The sequence below is a fragment of the Blastococcus sp. KM273128 genome (assembly GCF_021698975.1).
Taxonomy (GTDB): domain Bacteria; phylum Actinomycetota; class Actinomycetes; order Mycobacteriales; family Geodermatophilaceae; genus Blastococcus.
The window spans coordinates 96,579-115,944 of the sequence record NZ_SSXA01000006.1; the positions used below are offsets into that span (position 1 = coordinate 96,579).

Genomic DNA, 19,366 nt, shown 5'->3' on the forward strand with positions numbered 1-19,366 from the left:
CGGGCTGCCGGCGGCGGTGTTCGAGGAACCCGCCGTCGCGGTACGCAGGGCGGGATGAGCCCTCCGCGCGTGACCGTCGTCGTCGCCACCCGGGACCGGCGGGAGTCCCTGCTGCGGTCGCTGGCCCACCTCGACGACGGCCGCCACCCGGTGGTCGTCGTCGACAACGGCTCTTCGGACGGCACCGCGGCCGCCGTCCGCGCCCGGCACCCGGCCGTGGCGGTGGTGGAGCTGCCGGTCAACCGCGGGGCGGTGGCGCGGACCGTGGGGGTGCAGCACGCCAGGACCCCGTTCGTCGCCTTCGCCGACGACGACTCGTGGTGGGCCGCCGGCGCCCTCGACCGCGCGGCCGACCTGCTCGACGAGCACCCCGGCGTCGCCCTCCTCGCCGGGCAGGTGCGCATGGCCGCCGACGGGTCGGTCGACCCGGTCACCCGCAAGCACCGGGCCGCCGTCCTGGGACGGGCGCCGGGGACGCCGGGACCCGACGTGCTGAGCTACCCCGCGTTCGCGACGGTGGTCCGGCGCGAGGCGTACCTCTCGGTCGGCGGGTTCTCCCCGCTGCTGTTCTTCGCCGGCGAGGAGCACCTGCTCGCACTGGACCTGGCGGCCGCCGGCTGGCAGCAGAGCTTCGCCGAGGACGTCGTCGCCTGGCACGACCCGGCCGGCCCGCCGACCCTCTCGCCGCGGCGCTGGGCGTTGCAGACCCGCAACGACCTGCTGGTCGACTGGCTGCGCCGGCCGCTCCCGGTGGCGCTGGCCGCCACCGCCCGGCTGGCCGGACGGGCTCCGTCGGACGCGGCCGCGCGGACGGCGCTGCGGGGCTGGGCCCGCCGGCTGCCCGCCGCGCTGCGGCAGCGGCGGCTGGTCCCCGCGGAGGTGGAGCGGCGGTTCGCCCTGGCGCAGCGCCCGCTCAGCGACCCAGCTGCGCGGTGAACCAGCGCCGCGCCTCGTCGGTCCCGGCCTCCCCGCGGCTCCGGGAGCGCCCGACCGCCCCCGCCAGCTCACCGGACAGGCAGCGGGACAGCGCCGCGTCGAGCGCCTCGGCGGTGACCTCGTCGGCGTCCAGGAGCAGGGGCCAGTCCAGCGCGCGGGCCTGGCCGGCCACCTTGGCCCCGCCGGCAATCGGGTCGCAGGCGATGACCGGGCGGTCGTTCTTGAGCCCCAGCACGAGCCCGTGCAGCCGCATGCTGACCACGACGTCGCACCGCTGGAGGAGGGCCTCCACCTGCGCCGGCCGGCGGGGGTGCGGCTTCTCGTACAGATCGGTGTCGACCGGGAACCACGGCAGGGCCCGGGAGGCGAGCCACTCCTCGATGACACCGCGCACGCGGTCGGCCCGGCTGCGGTCGCCGTACTCCCCCTGCAGCGGGGCGAACGCGACGGCGACGACGGGGGCCTCCGCCGCGGAGCCCTCGATCGCGAGGTCCGGCCGGGTCACGCCGGGGGCATCCCGCTCCCAGACCTCGTCGAACATCGCCCGGCCGGCGGCGTCGACGACGGAGACGTTCACCGCCCAGCGCTGCGCTGCCGCGAACGCGGACGTGAGGTCACGCAGGCCGGGTAGGTCGCCGACCGGCCCGGTGGTGAAGACCAGGTGCGTGTAGCCGGCCGGGTCGACGTCGCGCCAGTGCACCCCCCGCTCCAGGTACGGGGCCCAGGCGACGTCGTGGTCGATGCCCAGGTCGGTCAGCCAACCGGTCACCGCCTCCGCCCCCAGCTCGTCGCCGACTGTGGCGATCACCTCGTCGAAGCTGAACCACCCGGCCACGAGAACACGCACGACCTCCACCCTGGCAGCCGGGTGCGCCCGGGGCATCCGCTGGGAAGGAGATCCGCGTCCCACGGGTTGGAGCGGTCACCGCCGACCCACGAGGAGACGCCGTGAGCACCACCGACCAGGACCGCGACCTGCCCGCCCTCGAGGCCGAGCGCGACCGGATCAGGGCCGCGCACCTGCGGCCGCCGGGCACCCGGCCGGCCTCCACCGCACGGGGGCTGCACCACACCGCGCTGATCAGCAGCGACGTCGAGCGCACGGTGCGCTTCTACCAGGACGTCCTCGGGTTCCCGCTCACCGAGCTGATCGAGAACCGCGACTACCCGGGTTCCTCGCACTTCTTCTTCGACATCGGCAACGGCAACCTGCTGGCGTTCTTCGACTTCCCCGGCCTGGACGTCGGGCCGTACGCGGAGGTGCTCGGCGGGCTGCACCACATGGCGATCAGCGTGGACCCGCAGCGCTGGGAGGAGCTGGTCGGGCGGCTCACCGAGGCCGGTGTCGAGCACGAGGTGCACAGCGGGGTCTCGGTCTACTTCCGCGACCCCGACGGCGCCCGCATCGAGCTCATCGCCGACCCGCTCGGCGAGATGTACGGCACCAAGGTCCTGTGAAAGAGGACCCCGTCCCCCGCCCTGGCATGCGGAGGGTGGGAGGACGGGGTCCTCTCTCAGCGGTCCCGGTCGACGACCAGGTCGCCGTAGTCCGGGTGCCGCTCGATCCAGCCGGCGACGAAGGAGCAGCGCGGCACCACGGACCCGCCGCGGGACCGCACCTCGTCGAGGGCGGCGCGGACCAGGGTGCTGCCCAGCCCTGACTGCCCGGCGTCGGGGTCGATCTCGGTGTGGGTGAACACGACGGTGTCGCCGCGGCGTTCGTAGGCGGCCAGCCCCAGCACGCGGTCGCCGTCGCGGATCTCGAACCGGTCGGCCTCGGGGACGTCGATGACGGTGGTCTCCATGCCCGCGGTCAACCCGCCGCGGGAGCCGGCTGTTCCGCCACCAGCTGCAGCGCGCGGGTGGGGCACTGCCGGACCGCCTCCTCGGCGTCGCGCAGCTCCGCGCCCTCGGGGTGCGGGCGCAGCACCAGCACGGTCCCCTCGTCGCCCACCTCGAACAGGTCCGGCGCCAGGGCCTCGCAGGCCCCGGCCCCCACGCAGCGCTCCAGATCGGCCTCCAGGCGGCTCACCGGCTGTCCGCCAGCCGGGCGGGCAGCCGCTTGAGCCCGTTGACGAAGGAGGACCGCAGCCGGGCGGGCGGGCCGGTGATCTCCAGGTCGGGCAGCTGCTCGAAGACCCGCGCGAAGGTGACCGCCAGCTCACGCCGGGCCAGGTGCGCACCCAGGCAGAAGTGCGGCCCCTTGGAACCGAAGCCGACGTGCGGGTTGGGGTCGCGGCCGAGGTCGAAGCGGTGCGGGTCGGGGAACACCGCGGGGTCGCGGTTCGCGGCGGCGTAGAAGAGCAGGAACTTGTCCCCCGCGGCGAACGGGTAGCCGTTCAGCTCGCCGTCGCGGGTGGCGGTGCGGCGCATCCAGGTGACCGGGCTGGTCCACCGCACGATCTCCTCGACCGCCGTGCGGGTGAGCCCCGGGTCGGCGACCCAGCGGGCCCGCTCGTCGGGGTGCTCCTGCAGCGCGAGCAGCCCCTGGGAGATCGCGTTGCGGGTGGTCTCGTTGCCCGCCACCAGCAGCAGGATGAAGAACGAGGCGATCTCCTGGTGGGTGAGCTTCTCGCCCTCGACCTCGGTGGTCACCAGCGCCGTGGTCAGGTCATCGGTCGGCTGCTCCAGCCGCTCGGCGGCCAGCCGCTCCATCAGCCCGGCCAGCTCGATGCCCGCCATGAGCACCCCGGTGAGCGGGTCCTCCTCGTCCTCGACGAGCTCCGGGTCGCCGCCGGACAGGATGACGTTCGACTTGGCCAGCACCATCGCCCGGTCCTGCTCCGGGACGCCCATCATGTCGCAGATGACCCGCAGCGGGATGGGCGCGGCGAGGTCGGCGACGACGTCGAAGGTGCCGTCCCCCTCCGCGGCCTTCCGCCGCACCGCGGCCAGCACGTCGTCGACCACGACCCCCACCGAGTCGACCACCCGCTCCAGCATCCGTGGCGTGAACGTCTTGGCGACGATGCGGCGGATCTTCGCGTGCCGCGGGTCGTCCATGCTGATCAGCGAGCCGTAGAACTCGTTGAGGTCGGCGGGGATGTCCTGGATGGAGACGGCCCCCTCCCCCGAGCAGAACACGGCGGGCTGGGAGCTGATCGCCTCCAGGTCGGCGTAGCGGGTGACCGCGTGGTAGCCGGGCCCGGTCGGCAGGTTGGGGATCTCCGGCTCGGCGAAGAACGCGAACGGCCGCTCGGCGCGGAGCCGGTCGAAGACGGCGTGCCGCTCGGCCGGCGGGCGCGACCAGAAGTCGCGGTCGGACAGGTCGATGCCGAGGTCGGCAGCGCCCGCCTTGCGCGGCTGCGGGACGGTTCCGGGTGCTGGTGCGGCGTCGACGGACACGAGAGGTCCTCCCTGGGCGGCGGTCGTGCTCCGCACGCTAGAGAGAATCGGGGTGACACACAACACACCCCGCACGCCACCGGCCCGTGCATGCACGGAGGCCCGGCCACCTGCGGTGACCGGGCCTCCGTCGTGGTAGCGGGGACAGGATTCGAACCTGCGACCTCTGGGTTATGAGCCCAGCGAGCTACCGAGCTGCTCCACCCCGCGTCGGTGCATCCCAGGGTACACGCCCCGGGGCGAGCGGCGTCCAGCCGGTCCCCGACCGCGCGCGGAGCACTCGGCCACCCCGACACTGTTCCCAGCCGCTCTCCCAGGAGGTCACGTGTCCCATCCCCCCGCCCGCCTGCGCAACGTCGACCTGCTGACCGTCTACCTCAACGACCACCTGGCCGCCTCGGTCGGGGGCATCCAGCTGGTGCAACGGATGATCGGGGTACACCGCGGCACGCCGTACGAGCCTCCGCTCCAGCAGCTGCTGGCCGAGCTGCACGAGGAGAACGCCGCGCTCCGCGCGATCCTGCACGACCTGGGACTCCCCGAGCAGCGGTACAAGCAGGCTGCCCTCTGGGTGGGCGAGAAGGTCTCGCGGCTGAAGCTCAACGGCCGCCTGCTCGCCCGCTCGCCGCTGAGCGACCTGGTGGAGTTCGAGTTCCTCGCCTCCGCGGTCCGCGCCAAGCGCAGCGGCTTCGAGAGCCTGCGCGAAGTCGCCGACGCCGACCACCGCCTGGACGCCGACCGGCTCGACCAGCTCGTCGAGCAGGCGAACCGGCAGCACGCCTGGCTGACCGAGACGCGGCGCGAGGTCGCCGCGCGGTTGTTCGGCGGGAACGCCCACGCCCCTGACGCTGCCGCCGGCGACTGAACCTCCCCGCTCCCTGCCCGGCGACCCCGTCGATCGCCGGGCACGGGGTTTGCAGCCCGCGCCCGGCGAACACACCGATGGCGATGCGAGGCGCCGAGGGGAGCGCTGCACCCACACGGCGCGGCCGGGCCGCGCCCACCACGGGAGGAGCTGCCGTGCGCGGAACGGACGGAGCCAGGAACGGTCGGGTCGTCGTCGTGACCGGGGCGAGCGGCGGGATCGGCCGCGCCACCGCGGCCGCCTTCGCCCGCAGAGGCGACCGGGTCGCCCTGCTGGCCCGGGGCGAGAAAGGCCTGGCCGGGGCCGCCGCGGACGTCCGGGACGCCGGTGGTACCCCGCTGGTGGTCCCGGTGGACGTCGCCGACGCGGCGGCCGTCGAGGCGGCGGCGGACCGGGTGGAGCAGGAGCTCGGGCCGATCGACGTCTGGTGCAACGTCGCCTTCAGCACGGTGTTCGCGCCGTTCGAGCAGATCACCGCCGAGGAGTGGGAGCGCGTCACCCGGGTCACCTACCTGGGGTTCGTGCACGGCACCATGTCGGCGCTGCGGCGGATGAAGCCGCGGGACCGGGGCGTGATCGTGCAGACCGGCTCTGCGCTCGCCTACCGCGGCATCCCCCTGCAGAGCGTCTACTGCGGGGCCAAGCACGCCATCAAGGGCTTCACCGAGTCGCTGCTGACCGAGCTGCGGCACGACGGCAGCAACGTGCGCATCACGATGGTCAACCTGCCCGGGGTGAACACCCCGCAGTTCGACTGGGTGCTCAACAAGCTGCCCGAACGGCCGCAGCCGGTCCCCCCGATCTACCCGGTCGACCTGATGGCCCGGGCGCTCGTGCACGCGAGCGAGCACCCCCGGCGCCGCGCGTGGTGGGTCGGCAACCCGACCGTCTGGACGATCGTCGGCAACAAGGTCTGGCCGCAGTTCATGGACTGGTACCTCGCCCGGAACGGGTACGAGGGGCAGCAGCGCGGCGAGCCCGCGTCACCGAGCGACCCCGTCAACCTCTGGGAACCGGCCGACGGGCCCGAGGGGCGCGACTTCGGGGCCCGGGGCAGCTTCCGGCACCGGACACGGGACCGGGACCCGCAGATCTGGGCCTCCCGCAACCACGGAGCCCTTGCCGCGCTCGGCGCCGGGGCGGTCGCCTCGGGGCTGGCTGCCTGGCGCCGGGCGCGCTGAGGGTCCTCAGGACCGGGTGCCGGCGGCCGCGGCGTCCCGCTCGGCCGCCCGGGCCCGCTGCGGCTCGACGGTGTACCTCGGGTCCCTGGCGCTGGCCATGCCCGCGTCGAAGACGCCGAAGCGGGTGAGCACCGAGCCGGCCGCCAGGAGTGCGCCCCCGAGCAGCGCGGGGACCCGCCGCCGGCCGGCGGCGAGGGTCAGCGCCGTCCCGGTCACCGTGCAGGCGCGCGCGGCCTGCAGCAGCCGGCCCGCGCGGCCGGTGCGGTACGGCTCGCTCACCAGCCCGTGACCGTGCTCGATGCGGTGCATGGCCACCAGGTCCACGAGCGCACCCGTGACGGCGACCTGCCGGGCCGGACCCGCCTCCTCCGCGGGGCTGCTGGCGACGGCGATGCCGCCGCCCGCGGCCATCGCCGAACCGGCGAACGCGAACGGCAGCTCGCGGTGCGCCTCGTGCCAGGACGGCACGGCGGTGTCGGCGAGCAGCGCGGCGGTGTAGGTCGTCATCGGCCCGCCGAGCGCCGCGGCCCCCAGCCCGGTGAGCAGCCGCAGCCGCGGGAAGCGGCCGAGCAGGTGGGCACCGGCCGTCGCCGTGGCCAGCGCGCTGAACGGCGCCAGCACCCACGACCCCACCGACAGCGGCGAGGTCGGCTTGAAGACCCGCAGCATGTTGAGGAACCGCGCGGGCCGGCCCAGGTCGTGGATGAGGAAGCCCACCGACGTGAGCGCTCCGCCTCCCGCGGCCAGGTGCGCCGCCCGGGACAGGGCCGGGCGGCCGGTCAGCTCCGCCATGGTCCCCAGCAGCGCCGACGTCCCCGCCGCCCCGCCGAGGAAGAGGTACAGCGGCACGTCCGGCGTCTTCCACACCGGCGGCTTGATCACCGGGCGCCCGTAGTAGGAGGTGAACTCCGCCTCGCCCACCAGCGACTCGCCGGGGCGCGGCGGCCGGCCCCCCGACCGGCGGCGCCGTTCCCGGTCCTGCGCGGGTGGGCCGTCCGCCCGGCGCCAGCCGGCCCCGGGGAGGCCCTCGGCCGCCGTCACCGGCGTCGCCCCGCGAAAGCCGAGGCCACCAGCCCGACGACCATCGCCGCGCCGGCCGCGACGTGCCGCCACATCGACGGCAGGTCGCGCGTGGTCACCACCGGGTCCGGCGGCAAGCCGTAGACCTCCGGTTCGTCCAGCAGGAGGAAGAACGCACCGGCTCCACCGACGCCGTCGTCCTCGTCGTGCCCGTACAGGCGCGCCCCCTCGACGCCCTTGTCCTGGAGTGCGGCCAGCCGGGCGTCGGCGCGGGCCCGGAGCTCGTCGAGGTCGCCGAACTGGATGGACTCGGTGGGGCAGGCGCTCGCGCACGCGGGCTGGAGACCGTCGGTCAGCCGGTCGTAGCAGAGGGTGCACTTGAACACCCGGCCGTCGTCCTGCCGCTGGTCGATCACGCCGTAGGGGCAGGCGGGCACGCAGTACCCGCAGCCGTTGCAGATGTCCTCCTGCACCACGACGCTGCCGAACTCGGTGCGGAACAGCGAGCCGGTCGGGCAGACGTCCAGGCAGGCGGCGTGGGTGCAGTGCTTGCAGACGTCGGAGCTCATCAGCCACCGGATCTCCCGGTCGCCGGACGACGTCTGCTGCGGCGCGCTCTGCTCCGCCGTCGTCGACGACGCCGGCACCCCGGGGTGGACGACCGGCGGGTCCTCCAGCGGGCGCTGCCCGCCGGCGCTCCCCGGCGCCCCGACGGTGGGCATCGGCAGGTCGACGGCACGGCTCTGCTCGACGAAGGCGACGTGCCGCCAGCTGTTGGCGCCCAGCATGCCGGTGTTGTCGTACGACGCCCCGGTCAGGCCGAGCTGGGCCCGGTTCCCCTCGGCGTCGTCCATCGGGAGCGTGTTCCACTCCTTGCACGCCACCTCGCAGGCCTTGCAGCCGATGCACACCGAGGTGTCGGTGAAGAAGCCGACCCGGGGTGGGTGGTCCTCGCCGTACCCCCGCTCACCGGCGACGTCGGGGACCGGCCCGAACAGCCGGTTGCGCGGGTCGTCCCCGGAGAACGCGGTGCTCGCCGAGCTGATCGTCGTCATGACCGCTCCTCGATCGGGGCACGGCCGTTGGGGCCGAGCCGTCCGCTGGCGACGCCGGCCCGGCGGCGGTACTCCTCCACGAACTCGACCAGCGCCGGTCCGCGGGGTCGCCGGCCGGGCCGGATGTCGCAGGTGGCCACCTTCGACTCCTGGATGTGCACGTTGGGGTCCATGACGACCCCGAGCAGCTCGTTCGCCGAGTCCCCGGTGGTGATGCCGTTCTGGCCCCAGTGGTACGGGAGGCCGACCTGGTGGACCTCCCGCCCGGCGACCCGCAGCGGGCGCATCCGCTCGGTGACCAGCACCCGTGCCTCGATGGCGTTGCGCGCGCTCACCACGGTCGCCCAGCCCATGTGCTCGAGTCCGCGCTCGGCGGCCAGCTGGGGGCTCACCTCGCAGAAGAACTCCGGTTGCAGCTCGGCCAGGTACTCCAGGGCGCGGCTCATCCCGCCGGCCGTGTGGTGCTCGGTGAGCCGGTAGGTGGTGACGACGAACGGGAACGTCTCGTCCATCGCCGGGTTCGCCCGGTTCCACGCCCCTCGCAGCTCCTTGCGGGCCGGGTTGGCCTGCCGCTGGTACAGCGGGTTGGGCACCGGGGACTCTGCCGGCTCGTAGTGGGTCGGCATCGGCCCGTCGGCCAGGCCGGCCGGCACGTAGAGCCACGCCTTCCCGTCCCCCTGCATGACGAAGGGGTCGGTGCCGGAGAGGGCGTCCTCGGCCGTGGCGCCCTCCGCCGGGACGAAGTCGGGGGGCTTGGTCGCCTGGAAGTCCGGCACGTCGGGACCGGTCCACTTCCCCTCGTCCTCGTCCCAGTACACGTACTTCTTGCGCTCGCTCCACGGCCGGCCCTCCGGGTCGGCCGAGGCGCGGTTGTAGAGGACCCGGCGGTTCATCGGCCACGCCCAGCCCCACTCGAGCGCCACCAGGTCCTGCTCGGTGCGCGGCTTCTTCCGGTTGGCCTGGTTCACCTCGTCGGCGAAGACGCCGGAGTAGATCCAGCACCCGCAGCTGGTCGAGCCGTCGTCGGCCAGCTCGGTGTACCCGGAGACCGCCGTGCCGTCCGGTCCGGTCCCGCTGATCTCGCGGAGCACCGCGTGCGCGCTGGGCTCGTCCTGGGGCCCGTGCGTCGGGTAGTCCCACGTGAGCTCCAGGACCGGCCGGTCGCGGGGGTCGGTCGAGCCGGCGAGCTTCTCGCGGATCCTGCGCCCGAGGTGGAAGTAGAACCACAGGTCGCTGCGGCAGTCCCCCGGCGGTTCGACGGCCTGGGAGTGCCACTGCAGCAGCCGCTGGGTGTTGGTGAACGATCCGTCCTTCTCCACGTGCGCGGCCGCGGGGAGGAAGAACACCTCGGTGGGGATCTGCTCGGTGACCAGCTCACCTGTCTCGATCTCCGGACCGTTCTGCCAGAACGTCGCGGACTCGATCAGCTGCAGGTCGCGGACGACGAGCCAGTCGAGGTTGGCCAGCCCCAGCCGCGCCATCTTGCCGTTGGCGTGGCCGACGACCGGGTTCTCGCCGACCAGGAAGTAGCCGGGCACGGTGCCCTGGATCTGCTGGGCGATCGTCTGGTAGCTGCTGTGGTCGCCGGTCAGCCGGGGCAGGTGGTCGAAGCAGAAGTCGTTCTCCGGCTGCGCGGCATCCCCCCACCACGCCTTGAGCAGGCTGACGGCGTACTTGCGCATGTTGCCCCAGTAACCGACCGAGCCCGACGCCTCGGCGACGAAGTCGTCGAGGTCGCGGTCCTCGCGGGCGTGCGGCATCGGGATGTACCCCGGCAGCAGGTTGAACAGCGTCGGGATGTCGGTCGACCCCTGGATGCTGGCGTGCCCGCGCAGCGCGAGGATGCCCCCGCCGGGCCGGCCCATGTTGCCGAGCAGGGCCTGCAGCACACCCGCGGCGCGGACGTACTGGACGCCGACGGTGTGGTGCGTCCAGCCGACCGAGTAGACGAACGCGCTGGTGCGCTCGCGTCCGGAGTTGGCGGTGAGCGCGTCGGCCACCTTCCGGAACACGGCCGGTTCGACGCCGCAGACCTCGTGCACCATCTCCGGGGTGTAGCGCGCGTAGTGGCGCTTGAGCACCTGGAAGACGCACCGGGGGTGCTGGAGGCTCTCGTCGCGCTCCGGCTTCCCGCCCACGGGCATCCCCCCGCTGCCGGCCTGCTCCGAGCTGCCCTCCGAGTGCTCCTCGGCGTCCGGCGCGCTCGGGGGCTGCCCGCCCCCCGAGGAGCCCGAGGCCCCCGGCTTGGGCGCCTGGCGCTGCCCGGCGGCGGCGGTCACCGACGTGCCCTCGTACTGCCAGGTCGTCTCGTCGTACTCCCCCTTGTCGGGGTCGTAGCCGGAGAACAGCCCGTCGAGGTCCTCGGTGTCCCGGAAGTCGTCCCGGAGGATGGCCGCGGCGTTGGTGTAGGCGACGACGTACTCGCGGAACTCCAGCCCGTTCTGCAGCACGTGGTTGATCAGCCCGCCGAGGAAGGCGATGTCGGTGCCCGCCCGAAGCGGGACGTGGAGGTCGGCCAGCGCGCTGGTGCGGGTGAACCGCGGGTCGACGTGGATGACCGTGGCGCCGCGCGCCTTGGCCTCCATCACCCACTGGAAGCCGACCGGGTGGGCCTCGGCCATGTTCGAGCCCTGGATGACGATGCAGTCGGAGTTGGCGAGATCCTGCTGCGGCATCGTCGCGCCGCCACGACCGAACGTGGTCCCCAGACCGGGGACCGTGGAGGAGTGCTATATGCGCGCCTGGTTCTCGACCTGCACCGCGCCCAGGGCGGTGTAGAGCTTCTTCATGAGGTAGTTCTCCTCGTTGTCGAGGGTCGCCCCTCCGAGGCTCGCTATCCCCATCGTGCGGTTGACCCGCTTGCCGTCGACCTCGTCCTGCCAGGTCTCGCGCCGGGTCCGGATGACCCGGTCGGCGATCATGTCCATCGCGGTGTCGAGGTCGAGGTCCTCCCACTCCGTCGCGTACGGGCGGCGGTAGCGGATCCTCGTCTCGCGGGTCGAGTTCGTGACGAGGTTCTTGCTGGCCGCGCCCTTGGGGCACAGGCGGCCTCGGCTGATCGGCGAGTCGGGGTCGCCCTCGATCTGGGTGACCTGCTCGTCCTGCACGTACACCCGCTGGCCGCAGCCCACCGCGCAGTAGGGGCACACGCTCTGCACGACCCGGTCGGCGGTGGCCGTCCGGGGGGTGAGGCCGTCGGTCCGCTTGCTGCGGACGGCGTCGCCGCGGCCCAGGGGATCGTCACCGGTGAGCTGCCGGACCACCGGCCACGCATCGAGCCAGGTCTTCACGAGCACCTCCTGGGGGGCCCGCCCCTCTCGGGGGCGGACGGGGTGCCGGGCGTGCAGGCACGGTCTCCGGTCGCACACCTCGGCCCGTTCGGCTGCCGGTCCCGACCCTAGCCACCGGCCGGGTGACCTGCACCTCCGCGACTGCGGCCTCACGGGCCGGCTGGCCGGTCCCCGGGACCTCGCCCAGCATGGGGTGGTGAGCGGGAAGCCGGATGCCGTCGTCGTCGGGTCGGGGCCGAACGGGCTGGCGGCGGCCCTGCGGCTGGCCGCCGCCGGCCTGCGGGTGCGGGTCGTCGAGCGCGCCGACCGGCCCGGCGGTGGGATCCGGTCGGCGGAGCTCACCCGGCCGGGCTTCGTCTCCGACGTCTGCGCCTCGGTGCACCCCATGGCGGCCGTCGCGCCGTTCTTCCGCGAGTTCGACCTCCCGTCCCGCGGGGTCCGCCTGGTGCATCCCGAGGTGCCCTATGCGCACCCCCTCGACGGCGGCCGGGCCGCGGTGGCCCACCGGTCGCTGGCGGAGACGGCCGACGGGTTCGGGCCCGACGGCCCCGCCTACCGCCGGTTGCTCGGCCCGCTGCTCGACGCGGGCGACGACCTCGTCGACTACTTCCTCGGGAGCGCGCTGCGTCGGATACCGACCCGGAGCCTCCCGGCGATGGCCTCCTTCGCCGTCAACGGCCTGCCGAACGTCCGCTGGCTGGCCCGCCGGTGGTTCCGCACCGACGCCCCGCGGGCGCTGCTCGCCGGTGCGGCCGCGCACGGGACGCTGGACCTGACCCGCGCGATCACCGGCGGGCTGGGCCTGCTGCAGGGCATGCTCGCCCACCACGGCGGCTGGCCGCTGGTCGAGGGCGGTTCGCAGCGGATGGCCGACGCGATGGTCGCGGCGCTCCGGGAGCAGGGCGGCGAGGTGGTCACCGGGCACGAGGTGACCGACCTGCGCGAGTTCGACGGCGTGCCCGCCGTCCTGCTCGACACCACGCCGCAGGCCTTCGTGCGCATGGCCGGGAACCGGGTCCACGAGGGCTACCGCCGCTGGGTGTCCCGGTACCGCCACGGTCCCGGGGTGTTCAAGATCGACTGGGCGCTGTCCGAGCCGGTGCCCTGGACCCACCCCGACGTGCGCCGCGCCGGCACGGTGCACCTCTCCGGCGACCTCGAGGAGACGGTCGCGGCCGAGTCCGCCCCGGCCTCGGGGCGGCACACCGACCGGCCCTTCGTGATCGCCGTGCAGCCCACCGTGGCCGATCCGACGAGGGCGCCGTCCGGCGGGCACGTGCTGTGGGCGTACGCGCACGTGCCGAACGGCTCCGACGCCGACCTGACCGAGCGGGTCGAGGCGCAGGTGGAGCGGTTCGCCCCCGGTTTCCGCGACACCGTCCTCGCCCGGCACACCATGCGCGCACCGGAGATGGAGGCCTACAACCCCAACTACGTCGGCGGGGAGATCTCCAACGGCGAGGCCTCCCTCCGGCAGATGCTCGCCCGCCCGGTGCCCCGGTGGAACACGTACCGGACCCCCGTACCGGGCACCTACCTGGCCTCGTCGGCCACCCCGCCGGGGCCTGCGGTCCACGGCATGTGCGGCGACAACGCGGCCCGGGTCGCGCTGCGGGACGTCTTCGGGGTCGCGACGGCGCCGCCCTTGCGGCCGCCCGCGGCCTGACGTCCCGGCCGGGTCCGGGTTCGGCGCCCGGTGCCGTCGGGTAGCGGACGTGGTGCCGCACCGGTCCATACGCCCGAGCGCGAGGAGCTCCCCATGAGCGAGCCGACCCCGAACAGCTCCACCAGCGACCTGATCCAGTCCCTGGGCGCCGACCTCTCCACCCTGGTCCGGAAGGAGCTGCAGCACGCCCAGGCCGAGCTGGCCGGGAAGGCGCGGCAGGCCGGTCGCGCCGGCGCGCTCCTCGGCGCCGCCGGCGTCCTCGGAGGGATGGCCGTCGGCAGCACCACCGCCCTGCTGCTGCGGCTCCTGGACCGGAGGCTCACCCCCACGACCTCCGCCGCGCTGGCGACCGGCCTCCTCGCCGGCGGCGCCGGCGCGCTGACCGCCGGGGCGCTGGCCGAGCTCCGCCGGGCGTGGCCGATCGTCCCGGACGAGGTGGTGGACAGCCTCCGCGAGGACGTCCGCGCCGTCACCGCCGCCGAGGGGCCCCCGACGGCGGGCTGAGCGGGCTCAACGGCCTGCGGCGTCCAGCGCCGGGCGGGCCCGGTCGGGCATGGGCGGGACCGGCACCGGCGGCCCGTCGTCCGAGGGTGCGGAACGCACCAGCCGCAGCACCAGCACGACGGCGGCCAGCAGGTAGACCGGCGTGCCGGCGGCCCACAGGACGGCGCCCGCCACCTGCTGGTCGGCCACCGGGTCGAAGCCGTGGTCGGCCGCCGTCTCCACGTACACCGCGTACCAGGGGGTGGACGACAGCATCATGGCCCCGCCGAGCACCGCCTCCCCGAACGCCGGCACGACGACGGCGACCAGCCCGGCCACCAGCTGACCGAGCCGCCGGCGCGGGATCCGCAGCACGCACCACCAGAAGACCGCCGCCGCGGCCAGGAAGGTCAGGTGCTCCGCGACGTGCACGGCCTCCGAGCGGACGGCCGCCTCGTAGGCGTCGGGCAGGTGCCACAGGAGGACGACGGCGAGGTACCCCACGGCGACGACGAGGACTACGCCGGGACGGCGGGCACCCCGGACCACGGCCGACCACGGCCGCGCGACCACCTCCCGGGCGCGGGGCGGCAGCGCGCTCAGCACCCGCGGCACCGGATCGGCGACGACCAGCAGGGGCGCGGCCACGATGGTCAGCAGCAGGTGCTGGACCATGTGCGCGGTGAGGGAGTCCTCCGCGAGCCGCTCCAGCGGCGAGGCGAGCGCGGCACCGAGGGCCGTCAGACCGGCCAGCCACGCCGCTCCCGGGGCGGCGACCGCCCAGGGGGACCGGCGGCGTGGGGCCGACCACGCCAGCAGGCAGGTGTAGCCCAGGGCGGCCAGCCCCAGCAGGACGATCGTGGCGTACGACCAGTCGTCACCACCACCCAGCGGGTGGGCCAGCATGCTGCCGGGACGCAGGCCGCTCACGGCCCGGCCTCCGGGGTGACGACGTCGAGCACCGTGTGCATGCCCGCGGCGTGGTGCCCGGTCACCGTGCACCAGAGCTCGACGCGCTCGTCCGCCGCCACGGTGAACCCCAGCTCGTGCACCTCGCCGGGGTCGAGCACCGGTGTGACGGCGCGCTGGTCACCGTCGACGCGGACGGCGAGGTCGTGCGGCGCGGCCCCGGCGTTGGTCACGACGAGGCGCACCGCACCCACGGACAGGGGCCGCGCCTCGGTGACGATCTCCCACTCGGTCAGCCCGACCCGCTGCTCGGCCGCCGGCGGGCCGGCCGGCGGCGGCGGGGCCTCGGCGGAGCACCCGGTGAGACCCGCGACGAGCACGAGCGGGAGCAGCGCGCGGGCGGCGCGCGCGGTCACGGCTCCCCCAGCAGGTCACGCACCGCGTCCGCCGCGGGGTGGCCGGGGGCCAGCTCCAGGAACCGCCGCAGGGTGGCGACGGCCGCCGGGTCCCCGAGGGCGTGCTCGGCGGAGCCGAGCATGAGCAGCGCCTCCGGGTGCTCGGGCGCCGCGTCGAGGACGGTCCGCACCAGGGGAACGGCCTCCCCCGGCCGGTCGTCGCGGAGCAGCGCGAAGGCCAGCGACAGCGTCACCGCCAGGTCCCCCGGCCGCTCCTCGAGCACCGCCCGGTAGGCGGTCGCCGCCTCGGCGAACCGGCCCTCGTCCTCCAGTTGCCGGGCCTGCCGGAGCAGCTCGCCGGCGAGGTCGGCCGCCGCTGCCCCTGCCTGGACGGCCGGGACGCCCGCCGGCTCCTCCGGCCCGGCCGCGGCGGGTGCGAGCGCACGCGGGAGGGCGACCACGGCGACCGCGCCGACCACGGCCACCGCCACGACCGGGAGGAGGACCGCGGGCCGCGGCAGCCGTGCCCGCGCCGGCGCGTCACCGGGGTCCACGACGTCCCGTCCGGCCGGTGCCTCGCCGGGGGACGGCCCGGGCGAGGTGATCCGCAGGACCTCCGCGAGCACCTCGTCCTCGGCGGCCTGCGCGGCCCTCTCGGTCCGGGAGCCGGAACGCACGTCGTCCAGCAGCTGCAGGGCGGCCTCCAGCCGCTCGTCGTCGCCGGAACCGGTGAGCCGGTCGCGGCGGGCCAGTGCGGCGGCCACCGCCGCCTCGGCGGCTGCGCGGTCGGCAGGCGTCAGCGCGGGTCGGCCGGTGGGCCTCCGGCGGGTCACCAGGACGCCGACCGCGACGACGCCGCCGAGCAACGCCGCGCCGGGCAGCACCACCAGCGCCCAGCCCACGCCTTCCCGCGGCGGGTCGAGCAGGATCCACTCGCCGTAGCGCGCCACGAAGTGCGCGCGGATCTCCTCGGGTGTCTCGCCGGCGGCCACCCGCTCGGCGATGACCGCCCGCATGCCCCGCGCCGCCGGCGCCGCCGAGTCCGCCGCCGACTCACCGGCGCAGGTGGGGCACCGCAGCCCCGTCGCGATCTCGCGGGCGGCCTCCGCCGGGTCGGTGCGTGCGACGGGCTCCTGTCGCCACCAGAGGGCGGTCACCAGCGCGAGGACCGCGAGCACGACGGCCGCGACCCGCAGCCGGCCGCTCACGCCCCCTCCAGGAGGGGCAGCACTTCCTCGGCCAGCCACGCGGCGGACACCGCACCCACCCGCCGGGCGACGACGGCCCCGTCCCGGTCGACCACGAAGGTCTCGGGCACGCCGGTGGTCCCCCACTCGACCGCCAGCCGCCCGTCGGCGTCGACGACGCTCGGGAACGGCGTCCCACCCACCCCGGCGAGGAACTCCCGCGCGTCGTCGTCGTCGTCGTTGACGTCGATCCCGACGACCCGCAAGCCCTGCGGCCCCCACTGCCGGGCCGTCTCCACCAGCAGCGGCATCTCCTCCCGGCAGGGCGCGCACCACGACGCCCAGACGTTGACCAACACCACCGAGCCGCGCAGCTCCACCAGGTCGAGGTGGCCTCCGTCGAGCGTGGTGCCCGCCAGCGCCGGTGCCGGACCGCCGACCATCGCCGTGGCGGACGCCGCCTCGCGCGGGCGGTCGAGCGCGAGGGCCAGCGGCACCACCAGCGCGAAGCCCGCGAGCAGGGCGGCCACCAGCAGCAGTGCCCGCCGCCGGCCGCTCACCGCTCCCCCGGCGCCAGGCTCGGCACGGGCTCCCCCGGCGCCGACCGGCTCCCCCGCACCCGGCGGGCGGGCCAGCCCGCGAGCACCGCCCCGAGGGCCATCACCCCACCGGCGATCCAGAGCCAGGACACCAGCGGGTTCACGGCGATGCGGAGCAGCGCCCAGCCGCCGTCCGGGTCGACCTCGGTGACGGTCAGGTAGACGTCGCCGCCGAACGTCGAGCGGACCGCGGGTGAGGCCACGGTGATCGCGTGCGCCGGGAAGGTGCGCAGCTCCGGCGCCGCCGCTCCCCGGGCCCGCCCGTCCTCCACCAGCGCGACCCGCGCGACGACCCGCATCTCCTGCGCCGTGCGCTCGCGCTCGACCGCGTCCAGCCGCGCCGTCCAGCCCGCCACCGTCACCGCGTCCCCCACCGCGACCCGCTGCTCCGTCGCCGTCGAGAACGAGGAGGACGCCGCGACGGCGACCGCGGCCAGCGCGACCCCGATGTGCACGACCAGCCCGCCGTGCAGCCGCCGCCGGCGGCGGACCGCTTCCAGCAGCGACCCCGGCCACGACCGGCCGGTGGCCCGCCGGGCGACCCTGGTGCCCTGCCCGACCAGCTGCACCGAGGTGGCCAGCACCATGGCGGCGAGGCCGAACGCGGTCAGGGCCGCGGCCCCGGAGACCCCCAGCAGCACCAGCGATGCGACCAGCGCGACCGAGACGGCGACCGGCACCGCCACCCGGCGGGCGAGCGCCTGCACCTGGTCACCGCCCCACGACACCAGCGGGCCCAGGGCCATGAGCAGCAGGACGACCAGGGCGACCGGTACCGCCATCTGGTTGTAGTACGGCGGCCCCACCGACACCTGGCTGCCGTCGGCGAGCTGGGCGAACACCGGGAACAGCGTGCCGAGGAGGACGGTGAAGGCCAGCCCGACGAGCAGGACGTTGTTGCCCAGGAACACCGTCTCCCGGGACAGCCGGGCGTGCAGGGTCCCGTCGGGGCCGAGCCGGTCGGCGCGCCACACCAGCAGCACGGCCACGACGGCCAGGACGAGGCCGATGAAGCCCAGGAGGAGCGCACCCAGCGTCGACCGGCTGAAGGCGTGGACGCTGTCCACGATGCCGCTGCGGGTGAGGAAGGTGCCGACCAGCACGAGGACGAACCCGGCCACCGCCAGGCAGACGTTCCACACCCGGAGGGTCGCCCGGCGCTCCTGCACCATCGCCGAGTGCAGCAGCGCCGTGGCGGTCAGCCAGGGCAGCAGCGAGGCGTTCTCCACCGGGTCCCACGCCCAGTAGCCGCCCCAGCCCAGGACCGCGTACGCCCACCAGGCGCCGAGGACGATGCCCAGGGTCAGGAACGTCCAGGCGACCAGGGTCCAGCGGCGGACGGCGAGCAGCCAGCCCCGCCCGGTGTCGCCGGTGACGAGGGCCGCCACCGCGTAGGCGAAGGGCACCGCGAGCCCGACGTAGCCCAGGTAGAGCAGCGGGGGGTGCGCGCCCATCAGCGGGTTGTCCTGCAGCAGCGGGTTGGGGCCCGGTCCGTCGGCCGGCACCGGGGAGACGCGCTCGAACGCGTTGCCGCCGAACAGCGCCAGCGCGAAGAAGAAGGTGGCGACGGCCGACAGCGTCACCAGCACCCAGGGGTGGTGCCGGGCCGCCCGGGCGTCGGGGCGGCGCGCGACGGCTGCGGTGTACCCCGCGAGCACGACCAGCCAGAGCAGGAGCGAGCCCTCCAGCGCCGACCAGAGAGCGGTCACCCGGAAGTACAGGGGGACGGCGCGGCCGCCGTTCTCCGCCACGTACCGCACGCCGAAGTCGTGCGTGAGCAGCGCCCACTCGAGGACGGCGGCGGCCGCCAGCGCCGCACCGAGCACGGCGTAGCTGAGCCGCCGCGCGGACCGCGCCGGCACGCGACCGGTCGCCACCCCGACCCAGGCCGCGACGGCCGTGACCGCGAGGACGACCCCCGAGGCCAGCGAGGCGGTCCCGAGCAGCGCCGTCACCCGGCCTCCCCGACGGGCCGGTACTCGTTGGAGTGCTTGACCAGCACCAGGTCGCCGACGAAGACGCCGTCGCCCCCCAGCCACCCCTCGACCACGGCGCCCTGCCCCTCGGCGAACACCGCCGGCAGCGCGCCGGAGTAGACGACGGGGAGGGTGGCGACGCCGTCGGTGACGGCGAACCGCGCCTCCGACCCGACGCGCTCCAGGGAGCCCACCTGCACCAGGCCGCCCAGCCGGAGCCGCTCGTCCTCCGGCGGCGGCTCCGCGAGGAGCTCGGTCGGCGTCCGGTAGTAGACCAGCGTGTCGGCCAGCCCGCTGACCCCCAGCAGGGCCAGCGCCCCACCCACGGCACCGACCACCACGAGGAGCCGCAGCGAGAGGGTGCGGCGCCGCTGCGCCGGCCGGGTCACCGGCCGCCCCGCCCCGGGCGGGTGGCCCACAGGTACCCGAGCCACACGAGCGAGGTGAGCAGGTAGCCGA

18 protein-coding genes, 1 tRNA gene and 1 pseudogene are annotated in these 19,366 nt (G+C 75.2%); 6 read left to right on the plus strand and 14 right to left on the minus strand.

Features of this window, described 5'->3' with window-relative positions:
- Positions 1 to 54: 54 nt before the first annotated feature.
- Positions 55 to 936, plus strand: a complete 882-nt coding sequence (locus tag E9529_RS03370; RefSeq protein ID WP_236829687.1) for a glycosyltransferase family 2 protein — start codon at positions 55 to 57, stop codon at positions 934 to 936.
- Here the strand turns inward: E9529_RS03370 and E9529_RS22545 are convergent.
- Complete coding sequence (locus E9529_RS22545) at positions 914 to 1,783, minus strand: polysaccharide pyruvyl transferase family protein (RefSeq protein ID WP_236829688.1); 870 nt, start codon at positions 1,781 to 1,783, stop codon at positions 914 to 916. The two genes, E9529_RS03370 and E9529_RS22545, sit on opposite strands and share 23 nt — an antisense overlap.
- Before the next feature lie 101 nt (positions 1,784 to 1,884).
- On the opposite strand from E9529_RS22545, the gene E9529_RS03380 reads away from it, so the two are divergent.
- The gene (locus E9529_RS03380) at positions 1,885 to 2,394 is read left to right on the plus strand and encodes a VOC family protein (RefSeq protein ID WP_236829689.1); all 510 of its coding nucleotides are present in this window, start codon (positions 1,885 to 1,887) and stop codon (positions 2,392 to 2,394) included.
- A gap of 56 nt (positions 2,395 to 2,450) precedes the next feature.
- Here the strand turns inward: E9529_RS03380 and E9529_RS03385 are convergent, their stop codons facing one another.
- The 4 genes from E9529_RS03385 to E9529_RS03400 form a co-directional block, all read right to left on the minus strand.
- Positions 2,451 to 2,741, minus strand: a complete 291-nt coding sequence (locus E9529_RS03385; protein WP_236829690.1) for a GNAT family N-acetyltransferase — start codon at positions 2,739 to 2,741, stop codon at positions 2,451 to 2,453.
- A gap of 8 nt (positions 2,742 to 2,749) precedes the next feature.
- Positions 2,750 to 2,968, minus strand: a complete 219-nt coding sequence (locus E9529_RS03390) for a ferredoxin (RefSeq protein ID WP_236829691.1) — start codon at positions 2,966 to 2,968, stop codon at positions 2,750 to 2,752.
- A complete protein-coding gene (locus E9529_RS03395) occupies positions 2,965 to 4,281 on the minus strand; it encodes a cytochrome P450 (protein WP_236829692.1) in 1,317 nt (438 codons plus the stop codon). The genes E9529_RS03390 and E9529_RS03395 overlap by 4 nt, the downstream gene beginning before the upstream one ends.
- Before the next feature lie 133 nt (positions 4,282 to 4,414).
- Positions 4,415 to 4,491: transfer RNA gene (locus tag E9529_RS03400), tRNA-Met, on the minus strand.
- Between the two features lie 115 nt (positions 4,492 to 4,606).
- On the opposite strand from E9529_RS03400, the gene E9529_RS03405 reads away from it, so the two are divergent.
- Entirely contained in the window at positions 4,607 to 5,146 is a 540-nt protein-coding gene (locus E9529_RS03405; RefSeq protein ID WP_236829693.1) for a hypothetical protein, read from the plus strand.
- A 155-nt stretch (positions 5,147 to 5,301) separates the two neighbouring features.
- Entirely contained in the window at positions 5,302 to 6,327 is a 1,026-nt protein-coding gene (locus E9529_RS03410; RefSeq protein ID WP_236829694.1) for an SDR family oxidoreductase, read from the plus strand.
- Between the two features lie 6 nt (positions 6,328 to 6,333).
- Here the strand turns inward: E9529_RS03410 and nrfD are convergent, their stop codons facing one another.
- From nrfD to fdh, 3 genes and pseudogenes are all read right to left on the minus strand, one after another.
- The gene (gene nrfD, locus E9529_RS03415) at positions 6,334 to 7,368 is read right to left on the minus strand and encodes an NrfD/PsrC family molybdoenzyme membrane anchor subunit (RefSeq protein ID WP_236829695.1); all 1,035 of its coding nucleotides are present in this window, start codon (positions 7,366 to 7,368) and stop codon (positions 6,334 to 6,336) included.
- Positions 7,365 to 8,402 (minus strand): 4Fe-4S dicluster domain-containing protein, encoded by a 1,038-nt coding sequence (locus E9529_RS03420; RefSeq protein WP_236829696.1) that lies wholly within the window; start codon positions 8,400 to 8,402, stop codon positions 7,365 to 7,367. Before E9529_RS03420 ends, nrfD begins: the two co-directional genes overlap by 4 nt.
- Positions 8,399 to 11,698, minus strand: a pseudogene (gene fdh, locus E9529_RS03425) (formate dehydrogenase). Before fdh ends, E9529_RS03420 begins: the two are co-directional and overlap by 4 nt.
- 190 nt (positions 11,699 to 11,888) lie before the next feature.
- On the opposite strand from fdh, the gene E9529_RS03435 reads away from it, so the two are divergent.
- Together E9529_RS03435 and E9529_RS03440 are read left to right on the plus strand one after the other, a co-directional pair.
- On the plus strand, positions 11,889 to 13,358 hold the full coding sequence (locus E9529_RS03435) for an NAD(P)/FAD-dependent oxidoreductase (protein WP_236829699.1): 1,470 nt from the start codon (positions 11,889 to 11,891) through the stop codon (positions 13,356 to 13,358).
- 93 nt (positions 13,359 to 13,451) lie between these two features.
- Complete coding sequence (locus E9529_RS03440; protein ID WP_236829700.1) at positions 13,452 to 13,862, plus strand: phage holin family protein; 411 nt, start codon at positions 13,452 to 13,454, stop codon at positions 13,860 to 13,862.
- Positions 13,863 to 13,868: 6 nt separating this feature from the next.
- Here E9529_RS03440 and E9529_RS03445 read toward each other — a convergent pair whose 3' ends face one another.
- The 6 genes from E9529_RS03445 to E9529_RS03470 are packed head-to-tail and all read right to left on the minus strand — an operon-like array spanning position 13,869 to position 19,296.
- Positions 13,869 to 14,771, minus strand: a complete 903-nt coding sequence (locus E9529_RS03445; protein WP_236829701.1) for a cytochrome c oxidase assembly protein — start codon at positions 14,769 to 14,771, stop codon at positions 13,869 to 13,871.
- On the minus strand, positions 14,768 to 15,166 hold the full coding sequence (locus E9529_RS03450) for a hypothetical protein (protein WP_236829702.1): 399 nt from the start codon (positions 15,164 to 15,166) through the stop codon (positions 14,768 to 14,770). Before E9529_RS03450 ends, E9529_RS03445 begins: the two co-directional genes overlap by 4 nt.
- A complete protein-coding gene (locus E9529_RS03455; RefSeq protein WP_236829703.1) occupies positions 15,163 to 16,353 on the minus strand; it encodes a cytochrome c-type biogenesis protein CcmH in 1,191 nt (396 codons plus the stop codon). Before E9529_RS03455 ends, E9529_RS03450 begins: the two co-directional genes overlap by 4 nt.
- A complete protein-coding gene (locus tag E9529_RS03460; RefSeq protein ID WP_236829704.1) occupies positions 16,350 to 16,892 on the minus strand; it encodes a redoxin domain-containing protein in 543 nt (180 codons plus the stop codon). The genes E9529_RS03455 and E9529_RS03460 overlap by 4 nt, the downstream gene beginning before the upstream one ends.
- Positions 16,889 to 18,886 (minus strand): heme lyase CcmF/NrfE family subunit, encoded by a 1,998-nt coding sequence (locus E9529_RS03465; protein WP_236829705.1) that lies wholly within the window; start codon positions 18,884 to 18,886, stop codon positions 16,889 to 16,891. Before E9529_RS03465 ends, E9529_RS03460 begins: the two co-directional genes overlap by 4 nt.
- Positions 18,883 to 19,296 (minus strand): cytochrome c maturation protein CcmE, encoded by a 414-nt coding sequence (locus tag E9529_RS03470; RefSeq protein ID WP_236829706.1) that lies wholly within the window; start codon positions 19,294 to 19,296, stop codon positions 18,883 to 18,885. Before E9529_RS03470 ends, E9529_RS03465 begins: the two co-directional genes overlap by 4 nt.
- Positions 19,297 to 19,366: the final 70 nt, after the last annotated feature.